Here is a 26,087-nt window from a genome sequence, read left to right as displayed (position 1 = left end):
CGCTGTCGCGATAATGTAGGTCTTTGGATGGGGACGTTAGGCGTGCCACCTGCGACGTGGGAATGGTGCAGCTGGTGCAGTTGGAGTGCGTCCCCAAACGCACCATTTTCGGTTTGCCGCTACTCGTCGGTCTTCCACTCCGCCACGCGCGTGCGCAACCAGTCGGCCCAGACGTCGATGCCCTCGCCCGTCTTGGCGCTGATGGGGATGATGGTCGCGTTCGGGTTGCGCATGAGGATGTTCTCGCGCACGCGCTCCATGCTGAACGTGTCGAACACGGACAGCGCGTCGATCTTGTTGATGAGCACCACGTCGCAGATGCTGAACATGAGCGGGTACTTGAGCGGCTTGTCGTCGCCCTCCGGCACCGACAGGATCATCGCGTTCGCCGAGGCGCCGGTGTCGAACTCCGCGGGGCACACCAGGTTGCCCACGTTCTCCAAAATCGCCAGGTCGACTGGCGCCCCGGTGGCCTCTTCGCCGTCGGAGCCCTCACTCGCCACAAGCTCGTCCAGGCCTTGCTCGGTCATGTACGCGTCGAGGTGGCACATGCCCCCCGTGTGCAGCTGGATGGCGCGGGCCCCGGTGCCGAGGATGGTGCGCGTGTCGACATCGGAGTCGATATCGGCCTCCATCACCGCGATGGACATCTCGTCGAGCAGCGCCTCGATCGTGCGCGTGAGCGTGGTGGTCTTGCCCGAACCCGGGCTGGACATCAGATTGAGCAGGAATGTCCCGCGCTCGCGCAGCGTCCCGCGCAGCTCCTCCGCCTTGCGATCGTTATCGGCGAATACGCTCTGTTTGACCTCAATAACGCGAACATCTCCCATGAGCCCTCCCAACTGGCATTTCCCTGTCATATGCCGTTCAGCGAATTCGTTGACACTTTGTCAAATTACATATTGACGTTTTGTCAACAAAGGTCAAGACTGGAATCGGTAAAGGCAGGGACAACAAGGAGGAACGGTCATGGCCAGCGAAGCACCCGGTCACCACGAGCGGCTCGCACACGACGATCGGCGCGGCGACATCCTCGCTGCCGTGCGGTCCGCCATCGAGGAAGACGGGATCAGCCGCCTGTCCATCTCTTCCATAACCAAGCGCGTGGGCTGCACGCGCTCGCTGTTCTATCACTACTTCCCCACTAAGGAAGACGCGCTGCAGGCCGTCCTCGACCAGAGCATCGATGCCTTTGTCGAACGGCTCATCGATTGGAACGCCAGCCGTGTACCCGGAGACATCGAAGGCGCCCTTGACCAGGCGGCCCATCTGCTCAAATCCATGGTGCGCGGCGATTCTGACCACACAGCGCGCTCCGTTGCGCACGGCGGCGACGCCTCGCTTTATGCGTCGTTCGTACATCGCGTTGCCGACCGCACCGCCCGCTACGTGTGCTCGTCGACCGTCGTTGACTTCGCCGCTCGCCACGAGGTGCGCATCGACCACCTGTACGAAACGTTCTACGTGCTCATCACCGGTCTCATCATGTATGTGCGCACGCACCCCGATGCACCTGAGGAAACCATCAAGGATATCATCGCGAGCACACTGCACATCGAGGGCTACACGGCGAAGTACCCCGAACGCCGCCCCGTCCGCTAGGGGCTTCCTCCTCGAATGTCGATCAAGGCCGTTACGGCCCGAGATAGAAAGGGGAACAGATGTTGTTCCAGGTTTATGGCGAAAACGCCATGTTCCAGTGGCTGGGATGGATTATGGTCTTTGCGGGCCTCATCGCCGCCAACGAGATCGCCCGCCGCTCCAAAATCGGCGGCATCGTGTGCTTCCTCGGCATCCCCGCCGTGCTCACGGTGTACTTCATCTCCATCTACGTATGCGCCGGGATGGGAATGGAGTGGGCGCTCAACAACCCCACGTACCTGCACATGGGCAGCTGGTTCCACTACGCCAAGCTCTACGCCGCCACCGCCGGCTGCATCGGCTTCATGATGCTCAAGTACGGCTGGGGCAAGCTCGGGCGTAGCGAGGCCTTCAAGGTCTTCCCCTTCGCCATCGTGGCCATCAACATCCTCATCGCCGTGGTGAGCGACTTCGAGAGTGCCGTGCGTGCCTTTGGCACCACCTGGGTCTCCTCCGAGGGCGTTACCCTCATGGGCGGCTGGCACAACGTGTTCAACGGCATCGCCGGCCTCATCAACATCTTCTGCATGACCGGTTGGTGGGGCATCTACCGTTCCAAGAAGGGCGACGACATGCTGTGGCCCGACATGACCTGGGTTTACATCGTTGCTTACGACCTGTGGAACTTCTGCTACACCTACAACTGCCTGCCCACGCACGCCTGGTACTGCGGCCTGGCGCTGCTGCTCGCGCCTACCGTGGCGAACTTCTTCTGGAACAAGGGCGGCTGGATCCAGAACCGCGCAAACACCCTCGCCATCTGGTGCATGTTCGCCCAAGTGTTCCCGATGTTCCAGGATTACTCCGTGTTCTCCACGAACTCCGTGAACAACCCGCAGGTCAACCTGGCGGTCTCCGCGATCGCCCTCGTGGTAAACATCGCAGCCTTTGGCTACATCATGTACCGCGCCAAGAAGCTCGGCGTGAACCCCTACAAGCACGAGGTCTTCAAGGGCACCCGCGACTTCGAGCAGGCCATGTCCCGCGCTGCGTAGGACTTGCGCCTAAGCCACGTGCGTTGCCTCGGGATTCGGGACGCGTCTTGACGGCGGTCGAATGGTGCCGCGCCGCGCCGATCCGCACGCCACAGCCCATATCGATTCGCATGCCAGCATTTGGCACATCAATACGTCGTTCTGAACAGGTGGAGCCGCCCGTCAAGGGCGGCTCCACCTGCATGACGGGCTTTAAACCGACCTCCGAATCCACCAAGTCGAGCTTTTTCGTATTCAAATCAAATAATGGCGAGTAGCCCCGACAGACGACCCACCGTCACCTGCGGTTTTTCCTAACTTGAAACCCGGTGTACTCGGCTTTTCCGAAAACGAATACGAAAAAGCTCAAGATGCCACTTGCAGCCAAGCCCCGACACGCATCATGCAAAGCAGTTCATTTGCTCAAAAGGCCGGAGGAGCGGCGCATTGTCCTATTTTCAAGTCAGATTGGCTGAAATGCATCGCACTTTTTCGTGGCTTCGCAAGTTCGTGCGGGTACGGGCCACGCCGACCCGCGGCCCGGCAGCAACGGCTCCCATTCGGCGTCCACGCCGTTCGCGCACCGGGGAGCAAGAAGGCCCGGCGTCACCTCAGATGAGATCGCCGCCATCTTGCATAAACGACGCCATGTTAAGACACCCGACGCCGCCCCTCTCCTGCAGCAAGGGGTCAAGCGCGAAAAGGTAGCGCGAGCATCCGTCCCTGATGTAGCCGAACGGCCTGTACCCCCGCTCTTCCACGCCCCTATCGGCGATCGTTATCGAGACCTGGATGTAGGCGGCGATCGTCCGCCGCTCAACGGCGATGCGCTCCGTCTTGGTGATGTGGTCGTGGAGGTTGGTGAGGCTTGTCGGGGCTCCGTAGTTGTTGATGGCGTAGGTCATGACGCGATCGAACGTGTCGATGTTCCGGATCTTGATGTGAGATCTGATGTCCTTGCCGACGATCCGCCCGACGACCTCCTCGTAGTCTCGGACGTTCTGTACCTCGTCGATGAAGAGGTATTTGAAGTCGTCATCGACAAGAAGCGACTCGATCTTTTCCTCCACCTGCTCGGCCGTCCTTATCGAGCGGTTGCCGCACTTGTCGAGGTCATGTAAATAGCATACAGACAACAAAAAGCTCGGAGATGATCACGTCTCCGAGCTGCAGTTTCTTGGTCGCGGGGGCAGGATTTGAACCTACGACCTCCGGCTTGTGAGCCCGGCGAGCTACCAGACTGCTCCTACCGACGCAAACGATAGCGTCGCTTGGGGCTGTTGGCCGCCCCGATTCCCTCGACAATTCCTTCCTCCATAAGCGCAGACAGATATCGGCGCACCGTTTTCACTGACATACCCGACGCTTTCGCAAGTTCCGACGTGCTTACGCTCTCGCGATCGGCAATGTAACCAAGGATGGCAGTCTTAACGTTTTCCTTTGTGTATGAGCGGTCTTCCTGGTCCGCCATGCGTCGATGCCTCATGATCAAAACAAACTCATCGAGGGTGCTCTTCGCAATCGGCGCGGGCATCAAGGCCTGTTCGAGCTCCCTATTAATTGTTGGATAGCCTGAGCCTCGATTCTCGACGACGCGACCAACCCTGCCATCAACATCAGAGTAGGGCACATCCTCGAGAATTCGAGCTAGAAACTGGTTCCTCGAAGCCGTTGCGCCTCGTTGTCCCAAACGTTCAACCGTCAACGAGCCGAACAAGCCGCCGGGGTTGGACAACTCCATACGATCGGGGTAAAGGTCAATCATTACCGGGGTGCCTAACGCATCGGGAGAATAATCCCTATGCATCAACGCGTTGGCAACAGCCTCACGGACTGCAGCCAACGGGTAGTCCGGCACGTTTTCTCTCAACGCACCTTTTACGATTGCGCCATGCTTCATGTTTCGCGATGCAGCCCGCACCGCATCAACTACCATGATGGGTATTGGCCCATCGATATCAACCGAATCAGAAAAACGTTCCCCAGCTCTCCCCACTTCGCCCTTTTTCGGTGTCGGATAGGCTGTGAACACAATGTTGGCACGAGGAAAAAACTGTTGCGGAGAAAACCCCAATGCCATAATGCCGGCAACGGTCGGCCTCAAAACCCCTTCAGCATCGAGAGAAACTACACGCCGATTCGCCATGAGCTCCTCATCGCTTAAAGCCGCGGACCTGCCCAGTGTCGTCGACCTCACGCGCGAGAGCCATCCTGCGAGCAATTCTTGATCAAAGTCATCGATCGTTGCGCCCTCAACAACAACAGCATCGTTGCGCGCGCTTCGATATTGATTTTCGATATATCGATCGATTTCGTAAGATGACATCTTGTGGTCGCCATCGCCCGTTCTTATGTATGAGCCAAGGCGTTGACCGAGCTTTTTGACATAACATGGCTTCTCCCGTGGCGGAGCCTCGGGAACATTAACCACAACGACGGGCTTCGACTCAAACTCCAAAACCATGATGTCGACCATCTGGGGAGGCTCAACGAGTTCCCTCGCCGCTTGGGCGCTATGCGCCTGGATCATCTTCACATCGATGCCCACCGAATGGAAGCCGTCTTTTTCGCTGATGCCGAAAACGATCGTTCCGCCAGCTCCATTAGCAAAAGCGGAAATCGAATCCGGCATCGTCTTGGGAAAACCGCCTGCCGCGGTTTTGAGTTCGTATTCGGCAAGGTCCGTCCCTGCGGCCCTCATGTGCTCAACCGCAGCGGCCAACTCGATATCATTCGTTATGAACATAGCTGTCCTTCGATTGAATCATTAGTCAGCCCCTACTATACCCCAGCCATTCCCCAGTTCCGCAGTAAAGTTCCCTAGTTCCGCAGTTTAGTTCCCTAGTTCCCTAGTTAAGTTCCTCAGTTTGCACCTTGCTGGCTTGTGTCAGATTGGGCATGCAGGGCCCGCTCTGTCCAAATGTCTCGATCTGTAATACCTAGCCGGCCAAATCGGGTCTACCTGTTACAGATTGAGATTTTCGACCGAAAAGTTGAGAATCAGGCCGATAACACAGCCCCCAGATAAGAAAAAAGCTCGTCGGCTATGCCGACGAGCTGCAAATTCTTGGTCGCGGGGGCAGGATTTGAACCTACGACCTCCGGGTTATGAGCCCGGCGAGCTACCAGACTGCTCCACCCCGCAATGTCTGGATGCACCGTGTGCGCAAGGAGTTATATTACGCGCAGAGCCCCTTCATTGCAAGGGCCTCCTTAAGTGTCTTCACAATTCTGACACCTTTCAACCCCGTTGGAATCGACACGCCGTTCCCAACGGTGCCCTCCGGGCACATGCTAAATCAAACCGAAATGCCGCAGCGCGTGGACCACGCCATCGTCCTTCACATGGTCGGTCACGTAGTCCGCGCGCTCCTTGAGCACCGGCATCGCATTACCCATGGCGACCTTCGTCTCCACCGCATCGAACATCGGGAGGTCGTTCTCGGAGTCACCGAACGCGAACGTGCCCGCGACTTCGCGCCCCTCCAGCTCCAGCACCTTGGCAATGCCGCTCGCCTTGGTCACGCCCCTCTGCGAATACTCGCTCGCCAGGCCCATATCGCACACGTCGAAATTGGCCTCGACCAGCTCGCACAGGCGGGCGTCGCCCATGATCGAGGGCGCCTTCAACATCCCGGGCTGCGTGAACTTGCAAAACCGCAATTCGGGAGCGAGCCCCAGCGCCTCCTCGAGGGAATGGGCGACGGGCATGTCGGGAAACGCCGGGACGGCCTCCAGCGTCCGCGACACCACGAGCGGCGTCTCGCGCGATTCGAACATCACCGTCGTGTCCACGGCGAGCACCAGGCGAATGAGCTCAGCCGCCAGCTCGGAATCGATCAGCGTCTCGTGCACGACCTCGCCGCCCAGCGACACGCACGACCCCGCCGCGGAGATCACGCCGTCGAACCCGGCGGCCACGAGCGCGTCGCTCACCATGGAAAGCGGGCGCCCCGTGCAGACGTACGCATGGTGCCCGCGCTCCCGCAACCGCCCGATTGCGTCGAGCACGCCCGACGTCGGCAAGATCTTGGTGAAATCCTCCCCCTCGGGGATGTTCGCAGGGTCCACCCAGACGAGCGTGCCATCTACATCGAAGAACAACGACGCCGAGGAGTCCCCCAATCCGCGCGCCGTCGATGTAGCCAAAGCCGCTCCGGCCTCCATAGAGGCCCCCGCAAGGGGCGTCCAAACCGCACTCGAATCATCGAGCATACATATCCTTCCCCTCTCTTGTGCTCGAACCATGATAGCAAGCTCATCAGCACAGAAGAGGAGCGTACGCGTAAGGAAGCTGCCATAATACAAAGAGATTATGGACAGACGGCCGCGCATCATACACACGATTTTGCCGCCACTTATATTAGGAGTGACCATGGCGCAGACGCCCCTCACGCCTCCCAACACTGCCGCGCACGAGTTTTACGCGAGCTGCCCCGAGGGCTTTGAAGCCGCCCTTGCCGACGAACTGCGCTCTTTCGGCCTGCGTCAGGTTCGTCGCCTCAAGGGCCGCGTCACGTTCGCGGGCGCGCCCCTCGATGCCTACCGCGCCTGCCTGTGGTCGCGCCTGGCGAGCCGCGTCTTTGTTACCCTCGCCCGCTTCGATTGCGTCACCGCGGACGACTTGTACGAGGGCTCACGCGCCATCGCTTGGGAGAACGTCCTCGCGCCTGGCGCAACCATCGCCATCTCGGCGCGCGGCACGAGCGATGAGCTGCGCAACTCCCATTATTCCGCCCTGCGCGTGAAGGATGCCCTGTGCGACCGCCTCGTCGAGATCGCCGGCCGTCGCCCCAACGTGGACGTGGATGACCCCGACGCGCGCATCCTGCTCACGCTGCGCGGAGACCGCGCCAGCCTGCACCTCGACCTTTCCGGCGACCCGCTGTTCAAGCGCCTCCCGCGCGAGGCAATCCGCCCCGGCGCCGCCCACGTGCTGCGGCCCGACTACGCCGCGCTGGCCCTGACGCAGCTTGGCTGGCAACAGGCCTGCTCGCACGCCATGGCATGCGCGAGCGACACGGCGGCCTCCACCGCGGACGACGGCACCGCCTCCGTCTTCCCCATCCTGGTCGATGCCTGCTGCGCTGGCGGCGGCATCGTGCTGGAGGCAGCCCAGATCCTCGCCGACCGCGCGCCCGGCCTCGAGCGCGACAACTGGGGGTTCAAAGCATGGGCGGAGTACGACGAATCCGCGTGGCTCTCCCTGCGCAAAGAGGCGCTCGGGCGCATCGACGCGGCGCGCGACCGCACGGCGCGCATTCTTGCCACCGACATTTCCGGTGACGCCGTCTCGTGCGCGCGCCGCGTCCTCAAGGCATCCGGCCCCTCGGACCGCGTGATCTTCGCCCAGCCCGACGCGCAGAAAATCGTCCGCAAACTCGCCATTCCCGCTATCGGCGACACCCAGATCGTCGGCGGCATCGTCATCGACACGACCGAGGTCCCCCTCACCAAGCTGCCGCGCCTTCTCTCCCTCGTTACCGACCTGCGCACCGGCGCGGGCGCACCCTTTGGGGAAGCCCTCGTCGGCAAGCCCGTCACCGTCCTCACGCGCGACAACGTCCTCGAGCAAGCCCTCGGCACCCCCCGCGGTCGCCTGTCCATCATGCCGAACAACGAGGGGGCCCAGCTCCTCACGTTCGTCGAACTCTCTGAGGGTGACCTCGAGGACACCGAGGCCGCAGACGACGAGCGAGTCGCACCCGCGGGCACCACCGCCATCGACCTGGGCGATGGTAAGCCCTGCCCCGTCATGCTGCCCGAGTCCGAGCAGTTCGCGCGCCGTCTGCGCAAAGTCGCTAAGCAGCGCCGCAAGTGGGCGCAGCGCGAGGGCATCACCTGCTACCGCGTCTACGATGCCGACCTGCCCGATTACTCCGCCGCCATCGACCTGTACGAAGGCAGTGCCACGACCCCGGGCCGCTGGCTCGTGGTTGCCGAGTATGCCGCCCCGCGCCACATCGACCCGGCACTCGCCGAGGCGCGTCTGCTCGACATGCTCGCCATCGCGCCGCGCATCCTCGACGTGAACCCCGAAAACGTATTCGCCAAGGCCCGCATCCGCTCGCGCGGCGGGTCGCAATACGGCAAGCAGGCGGGCGGCACGTCCGCGGCGGCAATGGGTGGCAACGGGGTCGTCGGCGTGCGCAAGGGCGGCGCCGGCCAAGGCCCGAGCCCCAAAGCCGCCGCTCGCGCACCCCAGGGCACCGGCGCGGGGACCCCGTCCGACATCCGGACTCGCAGGCTCCCCCTCATCGAAGAGGGCGGCCTCACCTTCGCCGTCAACTTCAACGACTACCTCGACACGGGCATCTTCCTCGACCACCGCATCACGCGCAGCCTGGTGCGCGAGCACGCCCGCGGCAAGCGGTTCTTCCTCAACCTGTTCGCCTACACCGGCACGGCCACCTGCTACGCGGCCGACGCCGGCGTGGAGGAGACCGTCACCGTGGACCTCTCCAACACCTACCTGGACTGGGCCGAGCGCAACATGGAGCAAAACGGCTTTGTGGGCCCCGACCACCATTACGTGCGCGCCGACGTCATGAGCTGGATCCGCGACATGCGCGCCACACGCAACCGCTGGGACCTCATCTTTTGCGACCCGCCCACCTTCTCCAACTCGAGCAAAATGGGTCGCCGCACGTGGGATGTCCAGCGCGACCACGTGGAGCTGCTCGTGGGCCTCTCGCGCCTGCTCTCCCGAGAGGGCGAGGCGATCTTCTCCTGCAACCTGCGCACCTTCCGCCCCGATACCGAGGAGCTCGCACGCGCCGGTGTGGTGCTCACCGACATCACCGCGCAGACCATCCCCGAGGACTTCGCCCGCAACCAGCGCATTCACCACTGCTACCTGGTCCGCCGCCACACCTCCGAGGAGGCCATGCGCATGGTGGGCATGGACGAGAGCGCCATTCGCGAGCGCACGCGCGAGCTGCGCGAGAACGCCCGGCGCCATGACGATGCACGTAGCAGCGAACCGAGCGGCAGCAACACCCGCCGCGAAAAGACGCGCCGCCGCGATGCGCGCGGCGGGCGCTGACCCAACATGAGGGCCTAAGGGGCGTGCACTCTTCGGTATCTGCGTTCCCCGAGAGTTAACTCTCGGGGAACGAATCAGGCGAACCGGGAGAAAAGCTCCCGCGAGAGTTAACTTTCGCGGGAGGAGGGCACGGGACAGGGGAAGGAAACGGAAGCAACCCACCCTTCTATTTGCGTTCCTGCAGCTTGTGACATATAGCGTTTGCCCTGCACAATCCCTATAATGGCTTGAACGTTAGATGGCATGCATATGCCTCTCGGCGCGCTGGGGGAAGGCCGGCGCCGGGTCATCTTCGCCAAGGAGCAATACCGCAATGGCACACTCAACTGAATCATCCGAGCACGGGCACGGTTCTGCCGCGATCCCGGTAAGCATCGGCGCGATGCTCGTCACCCTGGGCGTCGTGTACGGCGACATCGGCACGTCGCCCATGTACGTCACCAAGGCGCTGCTTGCGGGCCAAGGCGGCATCATGACCGTGACCGAGGAGTTCATCCTCGGCGCGCTCTCGCTCGTCATCTGGACGGTCACGCTGCTGACCACCGTCAAGTACGTGCTCGTCTCCCTCAAGGCCGACAACCACGGCGAGGGCGGCATCTTCGCGCTCTACAGCATCGTGCGCAAATACGGCAAATGGCTCATCCTCCCCGCCATGCTCGGAGGTGCCGCCCTGCTCGCCGACGGCATCCTCACCCCCGCGGTGACCATCACCACGGCCATCGAGGGCCTGCGCACCATCCCCGCCGTGCACGACATCATGGGTGACAACCAGATGAACGTCGTGGTCATCACGCTCATCATCGTGTGCCTGCTGTTCGCGGTGCAGCGCGTGGGCACTTCCAAGATCGGCCATGCCTTCGGCCCGGTCATGACGTTTTGGTTCCTGTTCCTCGGCGGCGCGGGTCTCATCTACGTGCTCGGCAACCCTGTTGTCCTGCTCGCGTTCAACCCGCTGCGCGGCATCAGCTTCCTGCTGTCTCCCAACAACCATGCCGGCATCATGATCTTGGGTAGCTGCTTCCTCGCCACTACCGGCGCCGAGGCCCTCTACTCCGACATGGGCCACGTCGGCCGCGGCAACATCTATGCTACCTGGCCCTTCGTCAAGATCTGCCTCATCCTGTCCTACCTCGGCCAGGGCGCTTGGCTGCTCGCCAACGCCGGCAACCCCGAGCTCGCCCTCATCGAGGACCTCAACCCGTTCTTCCAGATGCTGCCCGAGATGGTTCGTCCGTTCGGCGTCATCCTTTCCACCTGCGCCGCGATCATCGCGAGCCAGGCGCTCGTGACCGGCGCGTTCTCGCTCGTGTCCGAGGCCAGCCGCCTCGATCTCATGCCCCACATGCAGATCTTCTACCCCGCCGAGACCAAGGGCCAGCTCTACATCCCCATGGTCAACAACGTCATGTGGGTCGGCTGCGTTATCGTCGTGCTGCTGTTCCAGAGCTCCGCTCACATGGAGGCCGCCTACGGTCTGGCCATCACCATCACGATGATCTGCACCTCCGTGCTGCTCTTCTTCTACCTGCACGGCGTGCGCAAGATGAAGGTCTTCCCCTGGGCCTTCGTCATCTTCTTCGTCGCGCTTGAGGGCTTCTTCTTCGTGTCCTCGCTCACGAAGTTCTTCCATGGCGGCTACTTCACCATCCTGATGGCCGCGCTCATCATGGGCGTCATGGTCAGCTGGTACAACGGCAGCCGCGTCGAGCGCCGCCAGTACACGATGCTCCCCGTGCGCAAATACATCGACCAGCTCGACCGTCTACGCAACGACTCGCACTACGAGACGCTCTGCGACAACCTGGTCTACCTCACCAACAGCACGTCGACCGACATGCTCGACCGCGACATCCTGTACTCGATCTTCGATAAGCACCCCAAGCGCGCCCGCGCCTACTGGTTCCTGAACGTCGAGGTCACCGATGAGCCGCACACCTTCGAGTACTCCGTGGAAAACTACGGCACCGACTTTGTGTACCGCGTGCACCTCCACCTGGGTTACAAGGTCAATCAGCGCGTGAACGCCTACCTGCGCCAGATCGTTTCCGACCTGTCCGCGTCCGGTGAGCTGCCGCCGCAGGTGCACGATTATTCCGTGTACGACAAGCCCGGTGTGGTCGGCTCCTTCCGCTTCTGCCTGATCCGCAAGACGCTTGCGCCCGAGTCCGACGTCGAGCAGCGTGAGCGCCACGCCATCGCGATGAAGTACGCGATCCGCCGCTTCGCCGGTTCGCCGGTGCAGTGGTTCGGCCTGGAGAACTCCAGCGTGTTCTACGAGTACGTGCCGCTGTTCACCAAGTTCAAGCCGGTCGACCGCATCGCACGCGTCGCCATGGATGAGCGCTGCTAACGAGCGCCTCCGCAATCTCACTGAATGTCAAAAAGACCCATCCAACCGGATGGGTCTTTTTTGTTTGCGCGTACCAGGACGTTCGCCACGAAACCGAGGCCCCAGCGGAGCCCCGAGCATCGCGCTTGAGATGTTTCTACCAGCCCTTTCCAAGCCAATTCCGAAGCCACAAGTCCATCGACCGGCTCATCTCGGCCATGAAGTCGCTCGTGTGCTTGCGCGTGTAAATGTCGCGCACACGCGCCCCGGACTCCGTTGCGTGAGGGCGGAACATCGCGTCCATCTCGGCGATTTGAGCGTCCATAGTCGGAGCGTCGGCGCGGCGATAGCGCTCCTCCATCACAAGGTTGACGGTCGGATGCGGGGTTGCCGGGCGCTCCTTCTTAGGGGTTCCAAGGATGAGCATACTCAAGGGCACGGTGTGCTCGGGCAAATACAGAAGGTCACGCACCTCCTCGGCGTTCTCTATGATGTCGCCTATGTAGCAGGTGCCCAATCCCACCGCCTCGGCGGCAATTGCCGCATTCTGCGCCGCAATCACCGCGTCCTGCGCCGCGATTCCAAAATCGCCCAGACCGGGATGCGGGCGGGCAGTGCAGCCAGATTCGGTCGCGAATTCCTCGGTCAAGCACCCCACGTGCTCGAACAGGTCGGTCCACTTGCAGTAGTCCACCACAAACACCAGCGCCCACGGCGCCTTGGAGATCATCGGCTGATTGTCGCAAAGCACCGCGAGGCGATCTCGCGTCGCCTGCTCGCGAATATCGATAATCGAATACATCATCATCGCCCCGGCGCTTGGGGCCCTACTCGCAGCATGGAGCACGGCCTCCCGCTGTTCGGCCGTGATTTCCACCGTCAAGTCGAACTGCCGTGTCGAGCTCCTGCGCTCGATGCAGTCGAGCACCGCGTTTCCCGTCATTCCCATTTACCGCCGTCCTTAAGCATCGGTTACGCTTCTTGGCCCATTCTATGGAAACAACGGATACCTGCAGCTTATCGACTAAATCTCGACAATCCGTGGGTAGTATGTTCCCTTGTCGCCTTCCGCGCGTAGCACATGTTTATCAAGGCCGGGTAAGCGCTGTCCAGGATTTGGGCACGCCGCCTGCTTCAACATCCGTTGAGCGAAGAAGAGGTTGTCGTATGTTCACTGCCATCGTATCCATCGCGGGGCTTGTCGCCTCCGCCTACTTGGGCCGTCGGGAGCTCACCCGTCGCAAGGAATCGGGTGATCGCTCCGGCATGGGCTGGGGCATCACGTTCTGCATCATGCAGGCCATTGCCGTCGCGCTGGGCTTTCTCGGCATGGCGCCCGACGACATCCTCTCTCCCATCATCCTGAACGCCGTGCTCACCGCCTGCACTTGGGCCTCTTTCGCGCGTGACATCACCTGGGCGCGCATCGAATCCTACATGCGTTTCGGTGACGAACTCGCCGCCCGCACCTTCCGACCCGACTGCGGTGCATGTGACAAGTACGATGCGTGCGCACATCGCATCACCCGCGACGAGGACCTCTCCCGCATCGGTCGCCTGGGCCGTAAGCTGCGCGGCCGCGCCCACGAGCTCCGCATCGCGCTGCACCGCCCCACCGCGGTCTGCGTGATGTTGCTCTTGCTCGCCGGCCTGTTCGCCATGCTCGGGCTCGAAACCCCCTCCAACCATGACCTCACCTGGTGCTACCCGCTGTGCATCCTGCTTGAGTGGGCACTCATCACCGCCGTCATGGCCGGCCTGTTCTACCTATTCCAGCGTCGCGGTGGCGCCCCGGCGTTCGTCGCCTTCCTATGCTGGGGCATCGGCATGGCGCAGTTCTTCGTCATCACGTTCAAGTCCATGCCCATCCAGCCCGCCGACCTTTCCGCCCTGGGCACTGCCGCTGCGGTGAGTGGCGGCTTCACCTACATCTTCAGCGCGTTCGGCCTGTACGGCATGACCTTCCTGGCCATCTCCATGCTGCTGTGCTCGCTCGCCGGCGTCTTCCGCCCCGAGCCCGCCAAGCGCAACCGCCGCCTCTTCCTCACCAACCTGTTGATCGGTGCCCTGTGCCTCGTTGGCGTTGGTGCCCACGTCACGCTCATCGACTACTACAACACCCTCAACATCACCGTGTACACCTGGCGCCCGCTCGAGAGCTACTACCGCCAGGGCTTCATCCCCACGTTCATCTCCTCCGCGCAGACCATCAAGCCGCCCGTGCCTAAAGACTACGATATGGCCAAGGCCGAAAAGCTCGAGAAGAAGCTCGCCGGCGAGTACGACGAGACTGCCGGCAAGACCCAGCAGCGCACCGATGCCGAGGCCCAATTCGCCAAGGAAAAGCCCACGGTTATCGCCATCATGAACGAGACGTTCTCCGACCTCTCCATCTACCAGAACATGCATGCCGGCTACAACGGCCCGCAGTTCTTCAAGAACCTCCCCGACACCCTCTCGCGCGGCACCCTCTACGTGAGCGCGTACGGCGGCGGCACCTGCAACACCGAGTTCGAGTTCCTCACTGGTAACTCCATGTCTTACCTTGGGTCGGGCGTGTACCCCTACACGATCTACGACCTGCTCGACACCAAGAATCTCGCCGAGCAGTTCAAGGATCTGGGCTACACCACCACGGCCATGCACCCCAACCACGGCACCAACTGGAACCGCGAGAACGTCTACTCCGGCTTCGGCTTCGATCGCTTCATGACGATCAACGACTTCCAGGATGCCGAGAAGCTCCGCGGCATGGTGTCCGACGCCGCCACCTACGACAAGATCCTCGAGATGCTCGAGTCCGACTCCGCGCCTCAGTTCATCTTCGACGTGACCATGCAGAACCACTCCGGCTATGACACCGGCCTGCTCCCGCCCGATAAGCTGAACAACTACCTGATCGACGGCGCGGTGAACAACGAGGTCAACGAGTATCTGTCCCTCATTGAGGAATCCGACCGCGCGCTCAAGGACTTCGTTGGCAAGCTGCGCAAGCTCGACCGCCCCGTCGTGCTCGTGTTCTTTGGCGACCACCAGCCGTTCTTCCCCGACAAGTACAACAACCGCTGGTTCACCAATGAGGATAAGGCCGAGCACAACATGCGCCTGTGGACCACCGACTACCTCATCTGGGCGAACTACGATGTCGCCGGCAACGACCAGGACAGCCATGTGGACAACCTCTCCACCAACTACCTGGGCACCGAGATGATGAACATCATCGGCGCGCCGCTCAACGACTACCAGAAGGCTCAGCTCACCCTGCGCAACGCGCTGCCCGCCATCAACACCACCGGTTACCTTGACGCCACCGGCACCATCTACCTGTCCAGCGTCAAGGAGGATGAGAACGGCGGAGATGCCCATACTTCGCTGCAAAAGGCAATGCAGGCGCGCTCCGAGTACGCCACGATTCAGTACTACGAGCTCTTTGGCGACGGCAAGGATGTGTACACCAAGCTTCGCCAGAGCGCCGCGAACGAGACCGATCCGAACCTCGCGCCCGGCACGACGCAAATCAAGTAACCCGAGCGAAAGGTCAAGAGGCAAGCGCTCGGCCCGCTTCTGCATATCATGACGTCAAAACCCCTGCATGCGATCAAAACATGCAGGGGTTTTGCATATGATTGCCGTCTCCGTTTTTCACTTGAGGGACTTTTGGTAATTACTTTCCGACCTTGCCCGGTAGACAACCCCAACGCCAAGACAAATCCGCAGGTCGGGCTCCCAACTTCTCACCCGCCATTTCACGGTTTCGAATTCTAATTACCAAAAGTCCCATTCATGAACTTTCCGACACGCCGCACCCCCCCCCACGAAGCGATCACCCAAACCTCAGTCGATGCGCAATCCGGTCGAGCACGGCGACGGGAACCCCGGCGTGACCCTCCAGATACTCCCGGACCGTTCCGTAGCGCTCGTGCAGATGCTCAAGCGTCAATTCCATCTCGGCGGGAATCGCCTCGAACAGGCAACGAGGAGCGCGACGACACAAAAGTGCGGAAACAGCCACGCGCTGAGCACGCATCCCCCGCCCGAGATACCGCTGCGTAGCCGCATAGTCCGCAACGATGTCCTCATCCGAAACCCCAGCGAGTCCCAGCAGCAACATCGCCACAACGCCCGTCCGGTCTTTGCCCGCCCGACAATGAAACAGCGTGCAGCCATCCTGCCCGAAGGCGTCAATCGACTCCATCACGCGTCGGATGCTCGAAGCGTGATTGTCGAGCAGCCCCTTGTACACCGTCGACATGCGATCCGGCAGTGCGTCACGAAACTTTCCCGAATTGAGCTGGTCGAGCATCTGAACATGCACGTACGCCACACCGTCTCGGCCGCGGGCATAAGGATCGGGCCAATGACCAACCTCAAAATCGCTGCGCAAATCGACAACGCATTTCAGACCCTCTCCGTACTCCTGCAGATATTCATAGTCTCCAGGTGTCAATTTGCGAAGAGACGGGCCGCGAAGAAAGATGCCGTATGCCGTTTCCCCTTGCGAGCCGTCCTCCGCCCTATACGCACACCCGCCCAAATCGCGCACGTTTCTCACGCGGGCAAGCGGAAGCTGCTGGGGGCCGGCGGAATGAACTGCGGCATCGCGCCGCTCAGTTGCAATTTCCATATGTGCCAATCCACCTTGCGAATCGAAGCTCTCATACGCTGGATTTTTCCATGCGGTTTGTACACTACATCGTATCGCTCGGTGTTCGCCACTTGCTTACGCAACGTTTACGGCATCCCGCTCTGCCTCGAAATGCCCGAATCGCCAAAACAAAGGGGCGGATTCCATTGCACCCGCCCCGCTCTCTCAAATTGAAGATGGTCCCTGGATGAAGATGATCCCCGAATTGAACGTTTGGCGTTGGGGCAGTCCCCGAATTGAGACTGTTTGGCATTTGCGCACCCTTACAGGTCGCGCGCCTTATACACCCGCAGAGAGACCAGCGCGCTCACGATATAGCACACCACACCGGAGATCAAAGCGCCCATGGCAAACGACGTCAGGCCCTCAGGCGTTTCCGCGAACGAAAGCGCCTGTTGCATGGCCATAATGGCCTCCTCGCCCATGAAGCCGCCCACCATTAACGGCGCAACTCCCAAGAACATCATGATGAAGGGCAGCCACTGCGTCGCCTTGGTCTGGCCGAATTTGAAGAACACCGGCATGGACACCGATGCGGTCACAAACCCCATGGCACTGCAGAACGCAAGGGCGAACACCCCCGCCCGAATCATATCCGCATCGAGGCGCACCATGTTGGCGACCACCTCGGGAAGCAGCGAAGCCCCGCCCATCCAGGACAGCAGGCACGCCGCTACGGAAACGAACAGCGACGCGATCAGCGTGCCCGCCAGCACGAACAGATAGCGACCCAACACCACATCTCTGCGCGACACAGGCATGGTCAACCTAAACGCAGCCCAATCGTTTTGCTCGTCGTAATGACTCGCGCTATTTGACAGGCTGAACATCCCCATCATGAAAATGATGCCCGGCAACATGGAAGTGCTGCCCATGCCCACCGTGAAACACACCGCCATGAACAGGATGCTGAACGCCAGCTGCCTGAGGTATTGCCCAGACACCGTGAGCTCCATCTTGAGCATGCGCATCATCGCGCATCACCGCCTTTCTGGACGCCGTCACGCGGATGCAGGACCGTGCCCTTGAGGACGAGCGCCATGTAGTCGTCAATCGACACGCGGTCACATGGGATCTGCGGGAACGCGCGCATGAACTCAAAACGATCGGAAACGAGCAGGTCCACACCATAGTCGTGATGCAAAACGCGCACCTCCATAGGCGCCTGCGCGCTCGCCAGCACCTGCTCGACCTCCGCCGCACGGCACCGCGCCGCTCCCATGAGGTCGCAGATTTCGTCCTTGTCGCAGGCAAACACGATACGCCCGTCATCGATGCACACCACCGTGTCGGCGATCTTGTCGAGATCGCTCGTGATATGGCTGCTCATCAGAATCGCATGCTGCGGGTTTCCCGCGGCATCCTCCACCGCCACAAACTCGCGCAGCATGTCGAGCACCTCATCGCGTGCCATGGGGTCGAGCCCGGCGGTCGCCTCGTCCAAGATGAGCACCTGCGGGTTGTGCGCCAGGGCGCAAGCCAAGCTCAACTTCATACCCATACCGCGAGACAGCTCTTTAATCGCCTTCTTCGAATCGAGCTTGAACCGGTGAAGATACTCTTCGAACACGCGCGCGTCCCAATTCCGATACGCGCGCTCCATAAGCTTGCCGACCTCGGCGATCTTGATATGCGGCGGCATCGAAACGGTGTCGAACACTACGCCGATGCGCTCCTTCACCGCGGCGTCGGCGCCGGACAGCCCGCGCGCATCGACACCCAAGATTCGGGCATCGCCCGCATCGATACCGATGATGCCGAGCAGGGCCTTGATGGTCGTTGATTTACCCGCGCCGTTCTGCCCGATAAAACCCACGATTTGCCCCGGTTCCACCGTGAGGGATACGCCCTGCAGTGTGAAGCCGTCGTAATGCTTGGTGATATTGCGAGCCTCGATAAGAGGCGCGCCCACTCGTGATGAAGTCATAGCTAGTCGTCACTCTCCAAAAGGGTCCTCATCATCTCGATGAGCTCCTCATCGCCCAAATCGAGCACCCTGCCAGCTTCGATGGCCTGAAGCAGGCGCTCCTCGATCTCGCGCAGGCGTTCCTCGCGCAGTATCTCGGCGTTACCGCCGGCGACAAAACTTCCCTTGCCCTGCACCGTCTCGATGAAGCCTTGCGCCTCCAAGTCCGCGTAGGCGCGCTTGGTGGTGATGGCGCTCACCCGCAGGCTATTCGCGAGCGCGCGAATCGAGGGCAACTGCTCGCCCGCCACCAGGTCGCCTGCCATGATCTGGCTTTTGACCTGTCGGACGATCTGCTCGTAGATGGGCTGGTTGCTCGAGTTCGAAATGATGATTTCCACGAATCAATGTTCCCTTCCCGTCTGCGCGTTGGGCGTCCCCGTCGCGCCACGGTCGCTCCCAGACGTCATGAGGCGACCACAACCGAGCATACTGTATATACTCGATAGTTACAGTATATACACACCTATACACAGTGCAAGCATTTTTTGAAGATACGGGTTGAGGGAAAAGCGCGGGATGCGCAGCCGCTTCAAAACAAAACGGGCAGCAGGACCTCCTCCTGCTGCCCGTGATGTGTAAAAAGGGGTCTGTCCCCATTTTGCACGTGCCCTTTTTACACGCGCTATGCCAGGCGGGCTCCCACCATCTGCGCGGCGGCGGGCTTGTCAAAGTTCCCGTTCGTCGCCTTGGTAAGCGCACCCATCACACGACCCATATCCTTCTTGGACTCCGCGCCGATCTCGGCGATAACCTGGTCAATCAGGGCCGCGAGCTCGTCGCCGGACACCTGAGCGGGCAGCAGGCTCTCGAGCACGGCCACCTGCTCGCGAAGGTTCTCGGTGCGCTCGGAGTTGTTGCCCGCCTTCTCAGACATCTCGAGTGTCTCGTTGGTCTGCTTGAGCGTGCGCTTGATCTGGGCGGTCGTCTCCTCCTCGGTGATCTCATGCGCCCCGCCGCGCGATGCGGCGTTCTTGAGCTCGCCCAGCACCAGACGGGTGACGCCCAAACGAACCTTATCCTTCGCCTTCATAGCGGCGACCATCTCGGCATGAAGCTCTTCGTACGTCATTACTATCCCCTACTCCTCGGAATCCGTGTCCTCGTCCGCTTTCGCCTTGCTCATATCGACGTTATACGGAGCATCCTCGGGCATCTCGTTAATCTTGATGTCGGCCTTGTCAATGTAATCATTCAGCCACGTGGAGTACTTCGCACTCTCCTCCTCGGTCTTGATCTTGCTCGAAATCGCATCACGGATAGCCTCGGGGATCTCGTCAGCGGAAGAAACGCTCTCGACGTTGAACTGATCGGTGCACAGGATGATGTGGTACCCGTAGGTCGTCTTTACCAGACCGCTCATCTGCCCCGTGGAGAGCGCGCTGAGCGCATCCTGATACTCGGTCACAAAGGTGGTGAGCTTATCCCAGCCCACGTCGCCACCGTCATCGGCGGATGAGTCCTCGGAGTACTCTTTCGCCGCATCGGCGAACTCGACCTCGCCGGCGTTCAGCTTGTCAAGCACCTCCTGAGCCTTGGCCTCAACCTCAGCGCTCTCTTCATCAGTTGCATCGTCGGCGACCTTGAACAGGATGTGGGACGAACGACGGGCATCGTTGTAGGTGTCGAGATTCTCATTGATGTAGGAGACGATCTGGTCGTCGGTGGGGTCCTCGACAGATGCGACCTTCTCACGCAGCTTCTCTTGAGCGAGCGAGCTCTTGGTGTTCTCCTGGTAGGTCTCTTTGGTGAACCCGAACTGGGTAATCATATCAACAAAGGTGTCCTCGTCGCCGCCGTAGTTTTCAACCGCCTCGTCCCAGGCCTCGTCAAGGTCATCTTGGGAGACGGTGATGTCGTACTCCTTCTCCGCCTGCGTGAGCAGGTGCTGGCGGGCGATGGAATCGATGACGTTCTCGCGATAGCTCTCGGGCGTAAGCCCCTGTTGAGACAAGTACGTCGCCCAGTCTTCATCGCTCTCATACGAGCTCTGGCGCAGGCTCATGATCTGCTCGGTGACGGTGTCTTCCTTAATGTTGACGCCGTTCACGGTTGCCGCGACGCCACCCGTGAGCTTATAGTCCTCCTGGCTCTGCACCTGGTTGAGCACGCCGGAACACGCCATCGCACTCACGGAAAGCAACATGGCGGCGATGCCAATCACCACGAGCACAATCTTGCCTGCTTTGGAAAGCTTTTCCTTGCGCGCCTGCTTCACCTGCTTTTTGCTTGGCGCCGCCTCGGGCACCGGGTCGCGCTTGATCTTGGCGCTTCGTTTACTCACTGCCATTTGAGGTCTTCTTTCGTAGCTCTGTATGGTTCGTCGCTTGGGCGACGAGTCCCGTGTTCACACATTTGGTTATTGTCTCACACGCACTTTTAGATGCGGATGGTATTCGAGCATTCCCACACACTTCCCTTTACGGGGCCCTCAGCACACAAGGCACGGGGCCCTCCGCATGCGCAGAGAGCCCCGTGCCACCAAGGGAGTGCGGGGGACGACGCTAGCGCGTCTTGCGGCTGTGGGCAATCATGACCGCACCTGCCGCAACTGCGATGACGGCAGCTGCGCCCACACCCACCACCAGGAGCATGGAATTGTCTCCGGTGGTCGGCAGTCCGCCGTTGGGCTTGTTCGCGCCAGGCTCATCGGAAGGATCATCGGGCGTCTCGGGAGCAACGGGAGCATCCCCGTCCTCGACCCACTTGGCCGTGAGCATAAGGTCGCTCGTGACCGGCGTGTCGAAGTCCCACTTGTTCTTCCAACCGCCCTTATAGCCATCGGTGAACCAGCCGTCGAACAGATATCCGGCAAGCTCGGGCATGGGCTGAACGGGGACCTTGTCACCCCTCTTGACCACGATTACACGATCCTCATGTCCGGGAATGCGATCGTCGAAGGTGACGGTGAACTCGTCCTCGTCGGGATCGGCTGTCTTCTCGTCAAGACGCAGAGACTCAATTGCCTGAGCGAGCTCGCCCTTGAGTGCGAAGACGGAGTTGACGTCGCCGCTCTGATCGGCAATGACCTTCTCGGCCTCGGCGATCTTGGCCTGCAAGGCATCCCATGTCTCGGCCGTGAAGGCATCGTGCTCGCACGAACCGTCCTTCTGAATGGCCTTCGCGGCGTCAACCAGCGTCTGCAGGGTCGTGTAGTCGGGCTTTACATCGGCGTTGATCAGATTGAGCTCGGCGGCGCTGCCAAAGCCGCCCTTGCCCTCATCGACAACGAGCTTGATCGCCTTTGCCCTGACAGGCTTATCGAAGGTGATGGTTTGCGCACCATCGGCATCCTTCAAAGAACCCTTAGCCACCTCAACCATCGATTCGTCAGTGCCAGCTTCTGATGCCATAACCGTATACTTGAGAACCGTACCGTTACCGTGGCCGCTGCGAGCGGTGTACACCAGTCCGCCAAGCGTCATGACGTCCTCTTTGCTGGTCAGAGTAATGCTATGTGGGCCACTGGGCTTGCTGGGGCTGTACATGCTGTGCCAGTACGTACCAAGGTTGCCATCGAGAACATTTGAGGCCTTACCGTTTTCTCCTTCAGTCTGCTCCGAGTTGGCGGTTGCTGCAAGCTTGCCCTGATCAACAAGCGTGAGGTCGCCTCCCGTCTTGAGCTCGAGCGCGTCAAGCGCGCTCACGATGGCACTCTCATACGAATCGACCGTGGACTGCATGCCCGCAGGCAGGTTCTCGCGGACTTGAGCCCATGCGGCCTGAACGCGCGCAACAGACGCGTCGGTAAAGAGCTCGTTCAACAGTGCTGCGGCGTCACCGTCAAGCTGAAGCTGCGCGTAGGCGTCAAGGCGACAGTAGTCGGCAGCCTCGTAGGAAGGCTTGCCGTCCTGGTCGGTTAGCAGAGCGTTGATCTGCGCAACCAGGTTGTCAATGTCTGCCTTGGCCGGATTGGCGTTCAGGAACAGGGCATATGCCTGCTCAAGAAGTGCGCGCAGCCCGGGGACGTCCTGCTCGGCAAGAACCTTCTCAGCGGTGATGACCGCGTAGTCGAGAGGCATTGTCGAAGCAAGCGGCTCTTCGGAGGCTTCGGTCACGCGTACATCGTCCACATAGCCCTCAAAGGCGTTCGTGGCAGAGCCCAGCGTATTGACCGGGAGCATGCACGTGGCCTTGAGCTTGCCGCGGCTACCGTTACCGGTCGAGCCGATAGTCTCTACTTTCTCGCCGTTGACATACAGCGTAGTGACTTCGAACTCGTTCTTGAACTCAAGCTCAACCCACTCGTCGACCGGCAGGATGTAGTTGAAGGAGTAATCGCGGTTCTCGCGGGTGATGCCGACCTTGCCGGTGTCCTTCTGAACCGCCTTGATAGCACCGTACTCGGACTCGAACAGAACCTGCTCGTCAGTCGACGCGCTCGTACGCTTAACCTTCACGCGCAGATCGCTGCCCAAACCGAGGGTGGTAAGGGCGTCGTCCTTGACGGACACGTAGGATTCGCCGCCGTTGAGCTTGAGGGCACCGCGGCCGTCAACCTTCTCAATCTTGGCGTTCTCGCCCTCGACAAGGTCGCGTTTCAGGCCAGAGGCGTCCGACAAGTCGTCCATGTTCCACTGAGCGATGGTGCCATCCTCGGTAGTTGCGACGTCGTAACCAAAGTTGCTACCGGGGGCGTCACCGAGCTTGGCAACGATCTCCTTGGCGGCAGCGGTATCAATCGAGCCGCTCTTGCCCCAACTGTTGGCACCGAACAGACCAGCGGAGCGGTTGATGCGGTCATAGATGTCATACTCGGACATGCCGTTTTCCTGGTTGTCGCACATGTCGTTCCAGACGGCAAATGCACCACCGATCATCTGCGGATCGCCAGCGGGAACAGAGTACCCACTAATGCTGTTCAGTCCGTCGGTGTAAGCAGCATCGCCCAGGTAGTCGTAGTAGTACGTTGCATTCGGAACGACGTAGAAGACACCGTCCTGACAGTCGATAAGCTCGAAGCCCAAATCGTACATCTGCTTAAGATCGGCCCAACCAGGGTTCCAAAGATTCATCTGGCGGCGCTGGCCAGACTCGGAGATGCCGCTGACATTAACTGTACCCTTGATGCTCGTGAGGGAACCCCACACACGAGCAGTCTTTCCGTTCCCTTCGGCATACTTGAACATATCGTTCACGAACGTGCGGTATGCGTTGCCGTCGGCACTGTACTCATCCGCGCCAATATGAATGACATCTGAGCCGGCGAAAACGGCATTTTCGCCACCCTTCACGTACTCGTCAAAGATGCTCTGGACGAACTTGAGGCTATCGTTATACAGCGTAGTGAGATTGAGATGGTCGTTCTGGCGTCCATCGGTGCCGTGACGCAGGTCGGGACGCACCTTGGTCAGCGCCAGCGAATGCGCCGGGGTATCGATCTCGGGAATGATGTTCACGCCAAGCGCCTTGGAGTGCTCGATGTACTCCTTGAAGTCGGCCTTGGTGTACCACACGTCGGTGGAGGTGAGGTCGGCCTGGTTCTTGCCGTCGTTGCCGCCCTTCTTGATGTCGGACTCAAGACGGAAGCCAGAGTACGCCTGGAAGACATCCTTCCCCGCTTTGGTGTACTCCTCGAGCGGAATATAGTTGTCGTTCAGGTGAATCTGGAAGTCGTTCAGCTTGAACCATGCCATCTGCTCGGTCATCTGCTTGAGCCAGTCGAGCGTGAAGGTCTTTCGACCCACGTCGAGGATGAGACCGCGCACCTTGTAGAGGGGGTAGTCGCGGGTGGTGCCCACCGGGAAGGTGGAGTTGCCCGTCTTCATGCCCTGGAGGATGGTCTTGCCGCCCCAGTTGGCGCCCGCCACGGCCTCGGCCTTGACGGTGATGCTGTTGGCGCTCGCCTCGAGCAGGTAGCCCTCATCCTTGAGGCCCTGAACCTTGTCGGCGCCGAGCGTGAAGAAGATGTCGCCAGCTTGGGCTGCGGTGCCCTGGACCACCTCGAGCTTAACGCCCGTGATGATTTGGAAATCCGCGGCAAAGTCCTCGGCCATGACCTTGAGCGAGTCCTGACCGTACACTACGCGCTTGGCGGCAGATGCGGCGAACTGTCCCTCGCCACCAACCCACTCGCGGAGCTCAGGCAGAATCTGCGGCGCGGCATTAGCCTCGGCCTTGGCGGTCATGCTGCCGGGGACCTTGACGTCGAACTCCTTGAACGCGTAGTCCGTGTTGTCCTTGGTGTTCTCGATCTTGAAGGAGGCCTTGACGGTCACGTCGGAGATCGGACGGTAGATGGTGCCATTCAGATCGATGACCTGCTCGTAGTCGGTGCCGTTGTACTTGATCTTGTAGCCCTCGGGAACGTCTTCAGGCAGGGTATAGGAGAGCGTCTTGGTGTCGGCAGTGACCTCGGCGACCTTGATGTCGTTGAGGTAGTCCGCAGGCTGCTTCTCGGGCGCAGCGGGCACTTGGTTCCATGCCTCGAACTCCATGCAGGAGACACCATACCCTGTGCTCATACCGGTGACGCGCAGTAGGAGGTAACGACCGGTCGCAGGAGTCTTCAGGGTAATCTCATTGAGACCCTTAGTGTTGTTCTGCTCATTGACAACCGGGGCGCCCCAGCTCTGGTAGTTGTCGCCCTCGGCGTTCCAGACGCTTTCATCGTTGGAGACGTACACCTCGAACTTGGTTGCGTAGTTGGAGGCATCTTCCCACTGGATGTTGAAGTGCTTGATGGTTTCTTCCTTACCCAGATCAACGCGCAGCCACTGGGTCGGCGCGGTCTCGGTCATCCAGCGATCGTTGCTCTTGCTCTCCTTCTTGCCATCGACTGCACGGGCACCGTTCTTGTTGTGGTAGTCCTTGCTGGCCTTGGTGGCCTTCTTGAGTGCGAGGTTGGTTGCCTCGGTAGTCGGCTCATCAGGCGTCTCTGTCTGCTTGTCGGCATATACCTCGAGCTCGTAAATGGAGACCGCATCCCAATCGACGGCATCGCCATACGGGTCATTGCCCGTGAAGCCGGTGATCAGAAGCCGAACATAGCGCGCAGACGTCGTATCGAAATTGATGACGCTCGTCTTGTCCTTGGGGCGCTCGGTCGTCGTATAGACGTCCTTCCAAGTCCACTTGGTCGAGTCGTTATCCTTTGCATCTTCGGCCTTCGCGACCTGGATCTTGAATCCCGTGGCCTTGCGGGCCTCCCAGTAGACCTTTGCGGACGAGACCTTCTCGTCCTTGCCCAGATCAACGTAAATCCAATGCTCGCCATGGCTGGCGTCAACCGCACTACCCCAACGAGACGACTTCGAAGTCGTGTCGCCATCGGTCGCGTTCTTCGCCTTAACCGAATCGGCCTCTTGGCTGTCGGCAACGGCGTTTTTGTTCAGCGCCAAGTTGCCTTCGGCGGCGTACACCTTCTGCGCAGGCAGGAGCATCGTCGCGGCACACAGCGCCGAAAGGCACCACGCGACGACTCCTCCCCAGCGTAGCTTCTTCATACGCATCCCCTTCCGTTTGCGTATCCCCGTCTCGGCAAGGAA

17 protein-coding genes and 1 tRNA gene are annotated in these 26,087 nt (G+C 60.6%); 5 read left to right on the top strand and 13 right to left on the bottom strand.

Annotation, left to right across the window (positions count from 1 at the left end; genetic code table 11):
- Positions 1 to 119 precede the first annotated feature (119 nt).
- Positions 120 to 830, bottom strand: coding sequence for a hydrogenase nickel incorporation protein HypB (gene hypB, locus DWV48_RS00155; RefSeq protein ID WP_118652219.1), 711 nt, complete (start codon positions 828 to 830; stop codon positions 120 to 122).
- 139 nt (positions 831 to 969) lie between these two features.
- On the opposite strand from hypB, the gene DWV48_RS00150 reads away from it, so the two are divergent.
- Together DWV48_RS00150 and DWV48_RS00145 are read left to right on the top strand one after the other, a co-directional pair.
- A complete protein-coding gene (locus tag DWV48_RS00150; RefSeq protein ID WP_118652216.1) occupies positions 970 to 1,602 on the top strand; it encodes a TetR/AcrR family transcriptional regulator in 633 nt (210 codons plus the stop codon).
- 59 nt (positions 1,603 to 1,661) lie between these two features.
- Positions 1,662 to 2,636, top strand: coding sequence for a DUF5692 family protein (locus DWV48_RS00145; RefSeq protein ID WP_118652213.1), 975 nt, complete (start codon positions 1,662 to 1,664; stop codon positions 2,634 to 2,636).
- Positions 2,637 to 3,226: 590 nt separating this feature from the next.
- Here the strand turns inward: DWV48_RS00145 and DWV48_RS00140 are convergent.
- The 4 genes from DWV48_RS00140 to DWV48_RS00120 form a co-directional block, all read right to left on the bottom strand.
- The gene (locus tag DWV48_RS00140) at positions 3,227 to 3,685 is read right to left on the bottom strand and encodes an ATP-binding protein (RefSeq protein WP_199588799.1); all 459 of its coding nucleotides are present in this window, start codon (positions 3,683 to 3,685) and stop codon (positions 3,227 to 3,229) included.
- A gap of 176 nt (positions 3,686 to 3,861) precedes the next feature.
- Complete coding sequence (locus tag DWV48_RS00130; RefSeq protein ID WP_118652210.1) at positions 3,862 to 5,361, bottom strand: ATP-binding protein; 1,500 nt, start codon at positions 5,359 to 5,361, stop codon at positions 3,862 to 3,864.
- Between the two features lie 322 nt (positions 5,362 to 5,683).
- Positions 5,684 to 5,760 (bottom strand) — tRNA-Met (locus DWV48_RS00125).
- A 149-nt stretch (positions 5,761 to 5,909) separates the two neighbouring features.
- Positions 5,910 to 6,830 carry an HAD hydrolase family protein gene (locus DWV48_RS00120; protein WP_158574778.1) on the bottom strand — a complete coding sequence of 307 codons (921 nt, stop codon included), beginning with the start codon at positions 6,828 to 6,830 and terminating at the stop codon, positions 5,910 to 5,912.
- A gap of 160 nt (positions 6,831 to 6,990) precedes the next feature.
- Here DWV48_RS00120 and rlmKL point away from each other — a divergent pair, with 160 nt between their 5' ends.
- Both rlmKL and DWV48_RS00110 read left to right on the top strand, forming a co-directional pair.
- Entirely contained in the window at positions 6,991 to 9,660 is a 2,670-nt protein-coding gene (gene rlmKL, locus DWV48_RS00115) for a bifunctional 23S rRNA (guanine(2069)-N(7))-methyltransferase RlmK/23S rRNA (guanine(2445)-N(2))-methyltransferase RlmL (protein WP_118652204.1), read from the top strand.
- Positions 9,661 to 9,973: 313 nt separating this feature from the next.
- The gene (locus DWV48_RS00110; RefSeq protein WP_233545979.1) at positions 9,974 to 12,010 is read left to right on the top strand and encodes a KUP/HAK/KT family potassium transporter; all 2,037 of its coding nucleotides are present in this window, start codon (positions 9,974 to 9,976) and stop codon (positions 12,008 to 12,010) included.
- A gap of 136 nt (positions 12,011 to 12,146) precedes the next feature.
- Here DWV48_RS00110 and DWV48_RS00105 read toward each other — a convergent pair whose 3' ends face one another.
- Entirely contained in the window at positions 12,147 to 12,938 is a 792-nt protein-coding gene (locus tag DWV48_RS00105) for a nitroreductase family protein (RefSeq protein WP_118652201.1), read from the bottom strand.
- A 218-nt stretch (positions 12,939 to 13,156) separates the two neighbouring features.
- Here DWV48_RS00105 and DWV48_RS00100 point away from each other — a divergent pair, with 218 nt between their 5' ends.
- Complete coding sequence (locus DWV48_RS00100) at positions 13,157 to 15,514, top strand: LTA synthase family protein (RefSeq protein WP_118652198.1); 2,358 nt, start codon at positions 13,157 to 13,159, stop codon at positions 15,512 to 15,514.
- A gap of 298 nt (positions 15,515 to 15,812) precedes the next feature.
- Here the strand turns inward: DWV48_RS00100 and DWV48_RS00095 are convergent, their stop codons facing one another.
- From DWV48_RS00095 to DWV48_RS00065, 7 genes are all read right to left on the bottom strand, one after another.
- Positions 15,813 to 16,613: a tyrosine-protein phosphatase gene (locus DWV48_RS00095; protein ID WP_118652195.1), complete on the bottom strand. Its 801-nt coding sequence runs from the start codon at positions 16,611 to 16,613 to the stop codon at positions 15,813 to 15,815.
- Positions 16,614 to 16,897: 284 nt separating this feature from the next.
- Positions 16,898 to 17,608, bottom strand: a complete 711-nt coding sequence (locus tag DWV48_RS00090; protein ID WP_118652192.1) for an ABC-2 transporter permease — start codon at positions 17,606 to 17,608, stop codon at positions 16,898 to 16,900.
- Positions 17,605 to 18,561 (bottom strand): ABC transporter ATP-binding protein, encoded by a 957-nt coding sequence (locus DWV48_RS00085; RefSeq protein ID WP_118652189.1) that lies wholly within the window; start codon positions 18,559 to 18,561, stop codon positions 17,605 to 17,607. Before DWV48_RS00085 ends, DWV48_RS00090 begins: the two co-directional genes overlap by 4 nt.
- Before the next feature lie 2 nt (positions 18,562 to 18,563).
- Entirely contained in the window at positions 18,564 to 18,941 is a 378-nt protein-coding gene (locus tag DWV48_RS00080; RefSeq protein ID WP_118652186.1) for a GntR family transcriptional regulator, read from the bottom strand.
- Between the two features lie 284 nt (positions 18,942 to 19,225).
- Positions 19,226 to 19,672 (bottom strand): GatB/YqeY domain-containing protein, encoded by a 447-nt coding sequence (locus DWV48_RS00075; protein ID WP_118652183.1) that lies wholly within the window; start codon positions 19,670 to 19,672, stop codon positions 19,226 to 19,228.
- Positions 19,673 to 19,681: 9 nt separating this feature from the next.
- The gene (locus DWV48_RS00070) at positions 19,682 to 20,890 is read right to left on the bottom strand and encodes a peptidylprolyl isomerase (RefSeq protein WP_118652180.1); all 1,209 of its coding nucleotides are present in this window, start codon (positions 20,888 to 20,890) and stop codon (positions 19,682 to 19,684) included.
- 214 nt (positions 20,891 to 21,104) lie between these two features.
- On the bottom strand, positions 21,105 to 26,045 hold the full coding sequence (locus DWV48_RS00065) for a discoidin domain-containing protein (protein ID WP_233545978.1): 4,941 nt from the start codon (positions 26,043 to 26,045) through the stop codon (positions 21,105 to 21,107).
- Positions 26,046 to 26,087 lie beyond the last annotated feature (42 nt).

The sequence above is a fragment of the Collinsella sp. AF08-23 genome, assembly GCF_003479805.1.
Lineage (GTDB): Bacteria > Actinomycetota > Coriobacteriia > Coriobacteriales > Coriobacteriaceae > Collinsella.
The sequence above is the reverse complement of the archived record's forward strand: the minus strand, read 5'-3'. Positions and strand labels throughout refer to the sequence as shown.

Bases quoted from the DNA above. Each gene is read 5' to 3' on its own strand.
- DWV48_RS00070 (WP_118652180.1), bottom strand. From the start codon at position 20,890: ATGGCAGTGAGTAAACGAAGCGCCAAGATCAAGCGCGACCCGGTGCCC.
- DWV48_RS00120 (WP_158574778.1), bottom strand. From the start codon at position 6,830: ATGCTCGATGATTCGAGTGCGGTTTGGACGCCCCTTGCGGGGGCCTCT.
- DWV48_RS00095 (WP_118652195.1), bottom strand. From the start codon at position 16,613: ATGGAAATTGCAACTGAGCGGCGCGATGCCGCAGTTCATTCCGCCGGC.
- hypB (WP_118652219.1), bottom strand. From the start codon at position 830: ATGGGAGATGTTCGCGTTATTGAGGTCAAACAGAGCGTATTCGCCGAT.
- DWV48_RS00065 (WP_233545978.1), bottom strand. From the start codon at position 26,045: ATGAAGAAGCTACGCTGGGGAGGAGTCGTCGCGTGGTGCCTTTCGGCG.
- DWV48_RS00100 (WP_118652198.1), top strand. From the start codon at position 13,157: ATGTTCACTGCCATCGTATCCATCGCGGGGCTTGTCGCCTCCGCCTAC.
- DWV48_RS00085 (WP_118652189.1), bottom strand. From the start codon at position 18,561: ATGACTTCATCACGAGTGGGCGCGCCTCTTATCGAGGCTCGCAATATC.
- DWV48_RS00110 (WP_233545979.1), top strand. From the start codon at position 9,974: ATGGCACACTCAACTGAATCATCCGAGCACGGGCACGGTTCTGCCGCG.
- DWV48_RS00075 (WP_118652183.1), bottom strand. From the start codon at position 19,672: ATGACGTACGAAGAGCTTCATGCCGAGATGGTCGCCGCTATGAAGGCG.
- DWV48_RS00150 (WP_118652216.1), top strand. From the start codon at position 970: ATGGCCAGCGAAGCACCCGGTCACCACGAGCGGCTCGCACACGACGAT.
- DWV48_RS00105 (WP_118652201.1), bottom strand. From the start codon at position 12,938: ATGGGAATGACGGGAAACGCGGTGCTCGACTGCATCGAGCGCAGGAGC.
- rlmKL (WP_118652204.1), top strand. From the start codon at position 6,991: ATGGCGCAGACGCCCCTCACGCCTCCCAACACTGCCGCGCACGAGTTT.
- DWV48_RS00145 (WP_118652213.1), top strand. From the start codon at position 1,662: ATGTTGTTCCAGGTTTATGGCGAAAACGCCATGTTCCAGTGGCTGGGA.
- DWV48_RS00130 (WP_118652210.1), bottom strand. From the start codon at position 5,361: ATGTTCATAACGAATGATATCGAGTTGGCCGCTGCGGTTGAGCACATG.
- DWV48_RS00090 (WP_118652192.1), bottom strand. From the start codon at position 17,608: ATGATGCGCATGCTCAAGATGGAGCTCACGGTGTCTGGGCAATACCTC.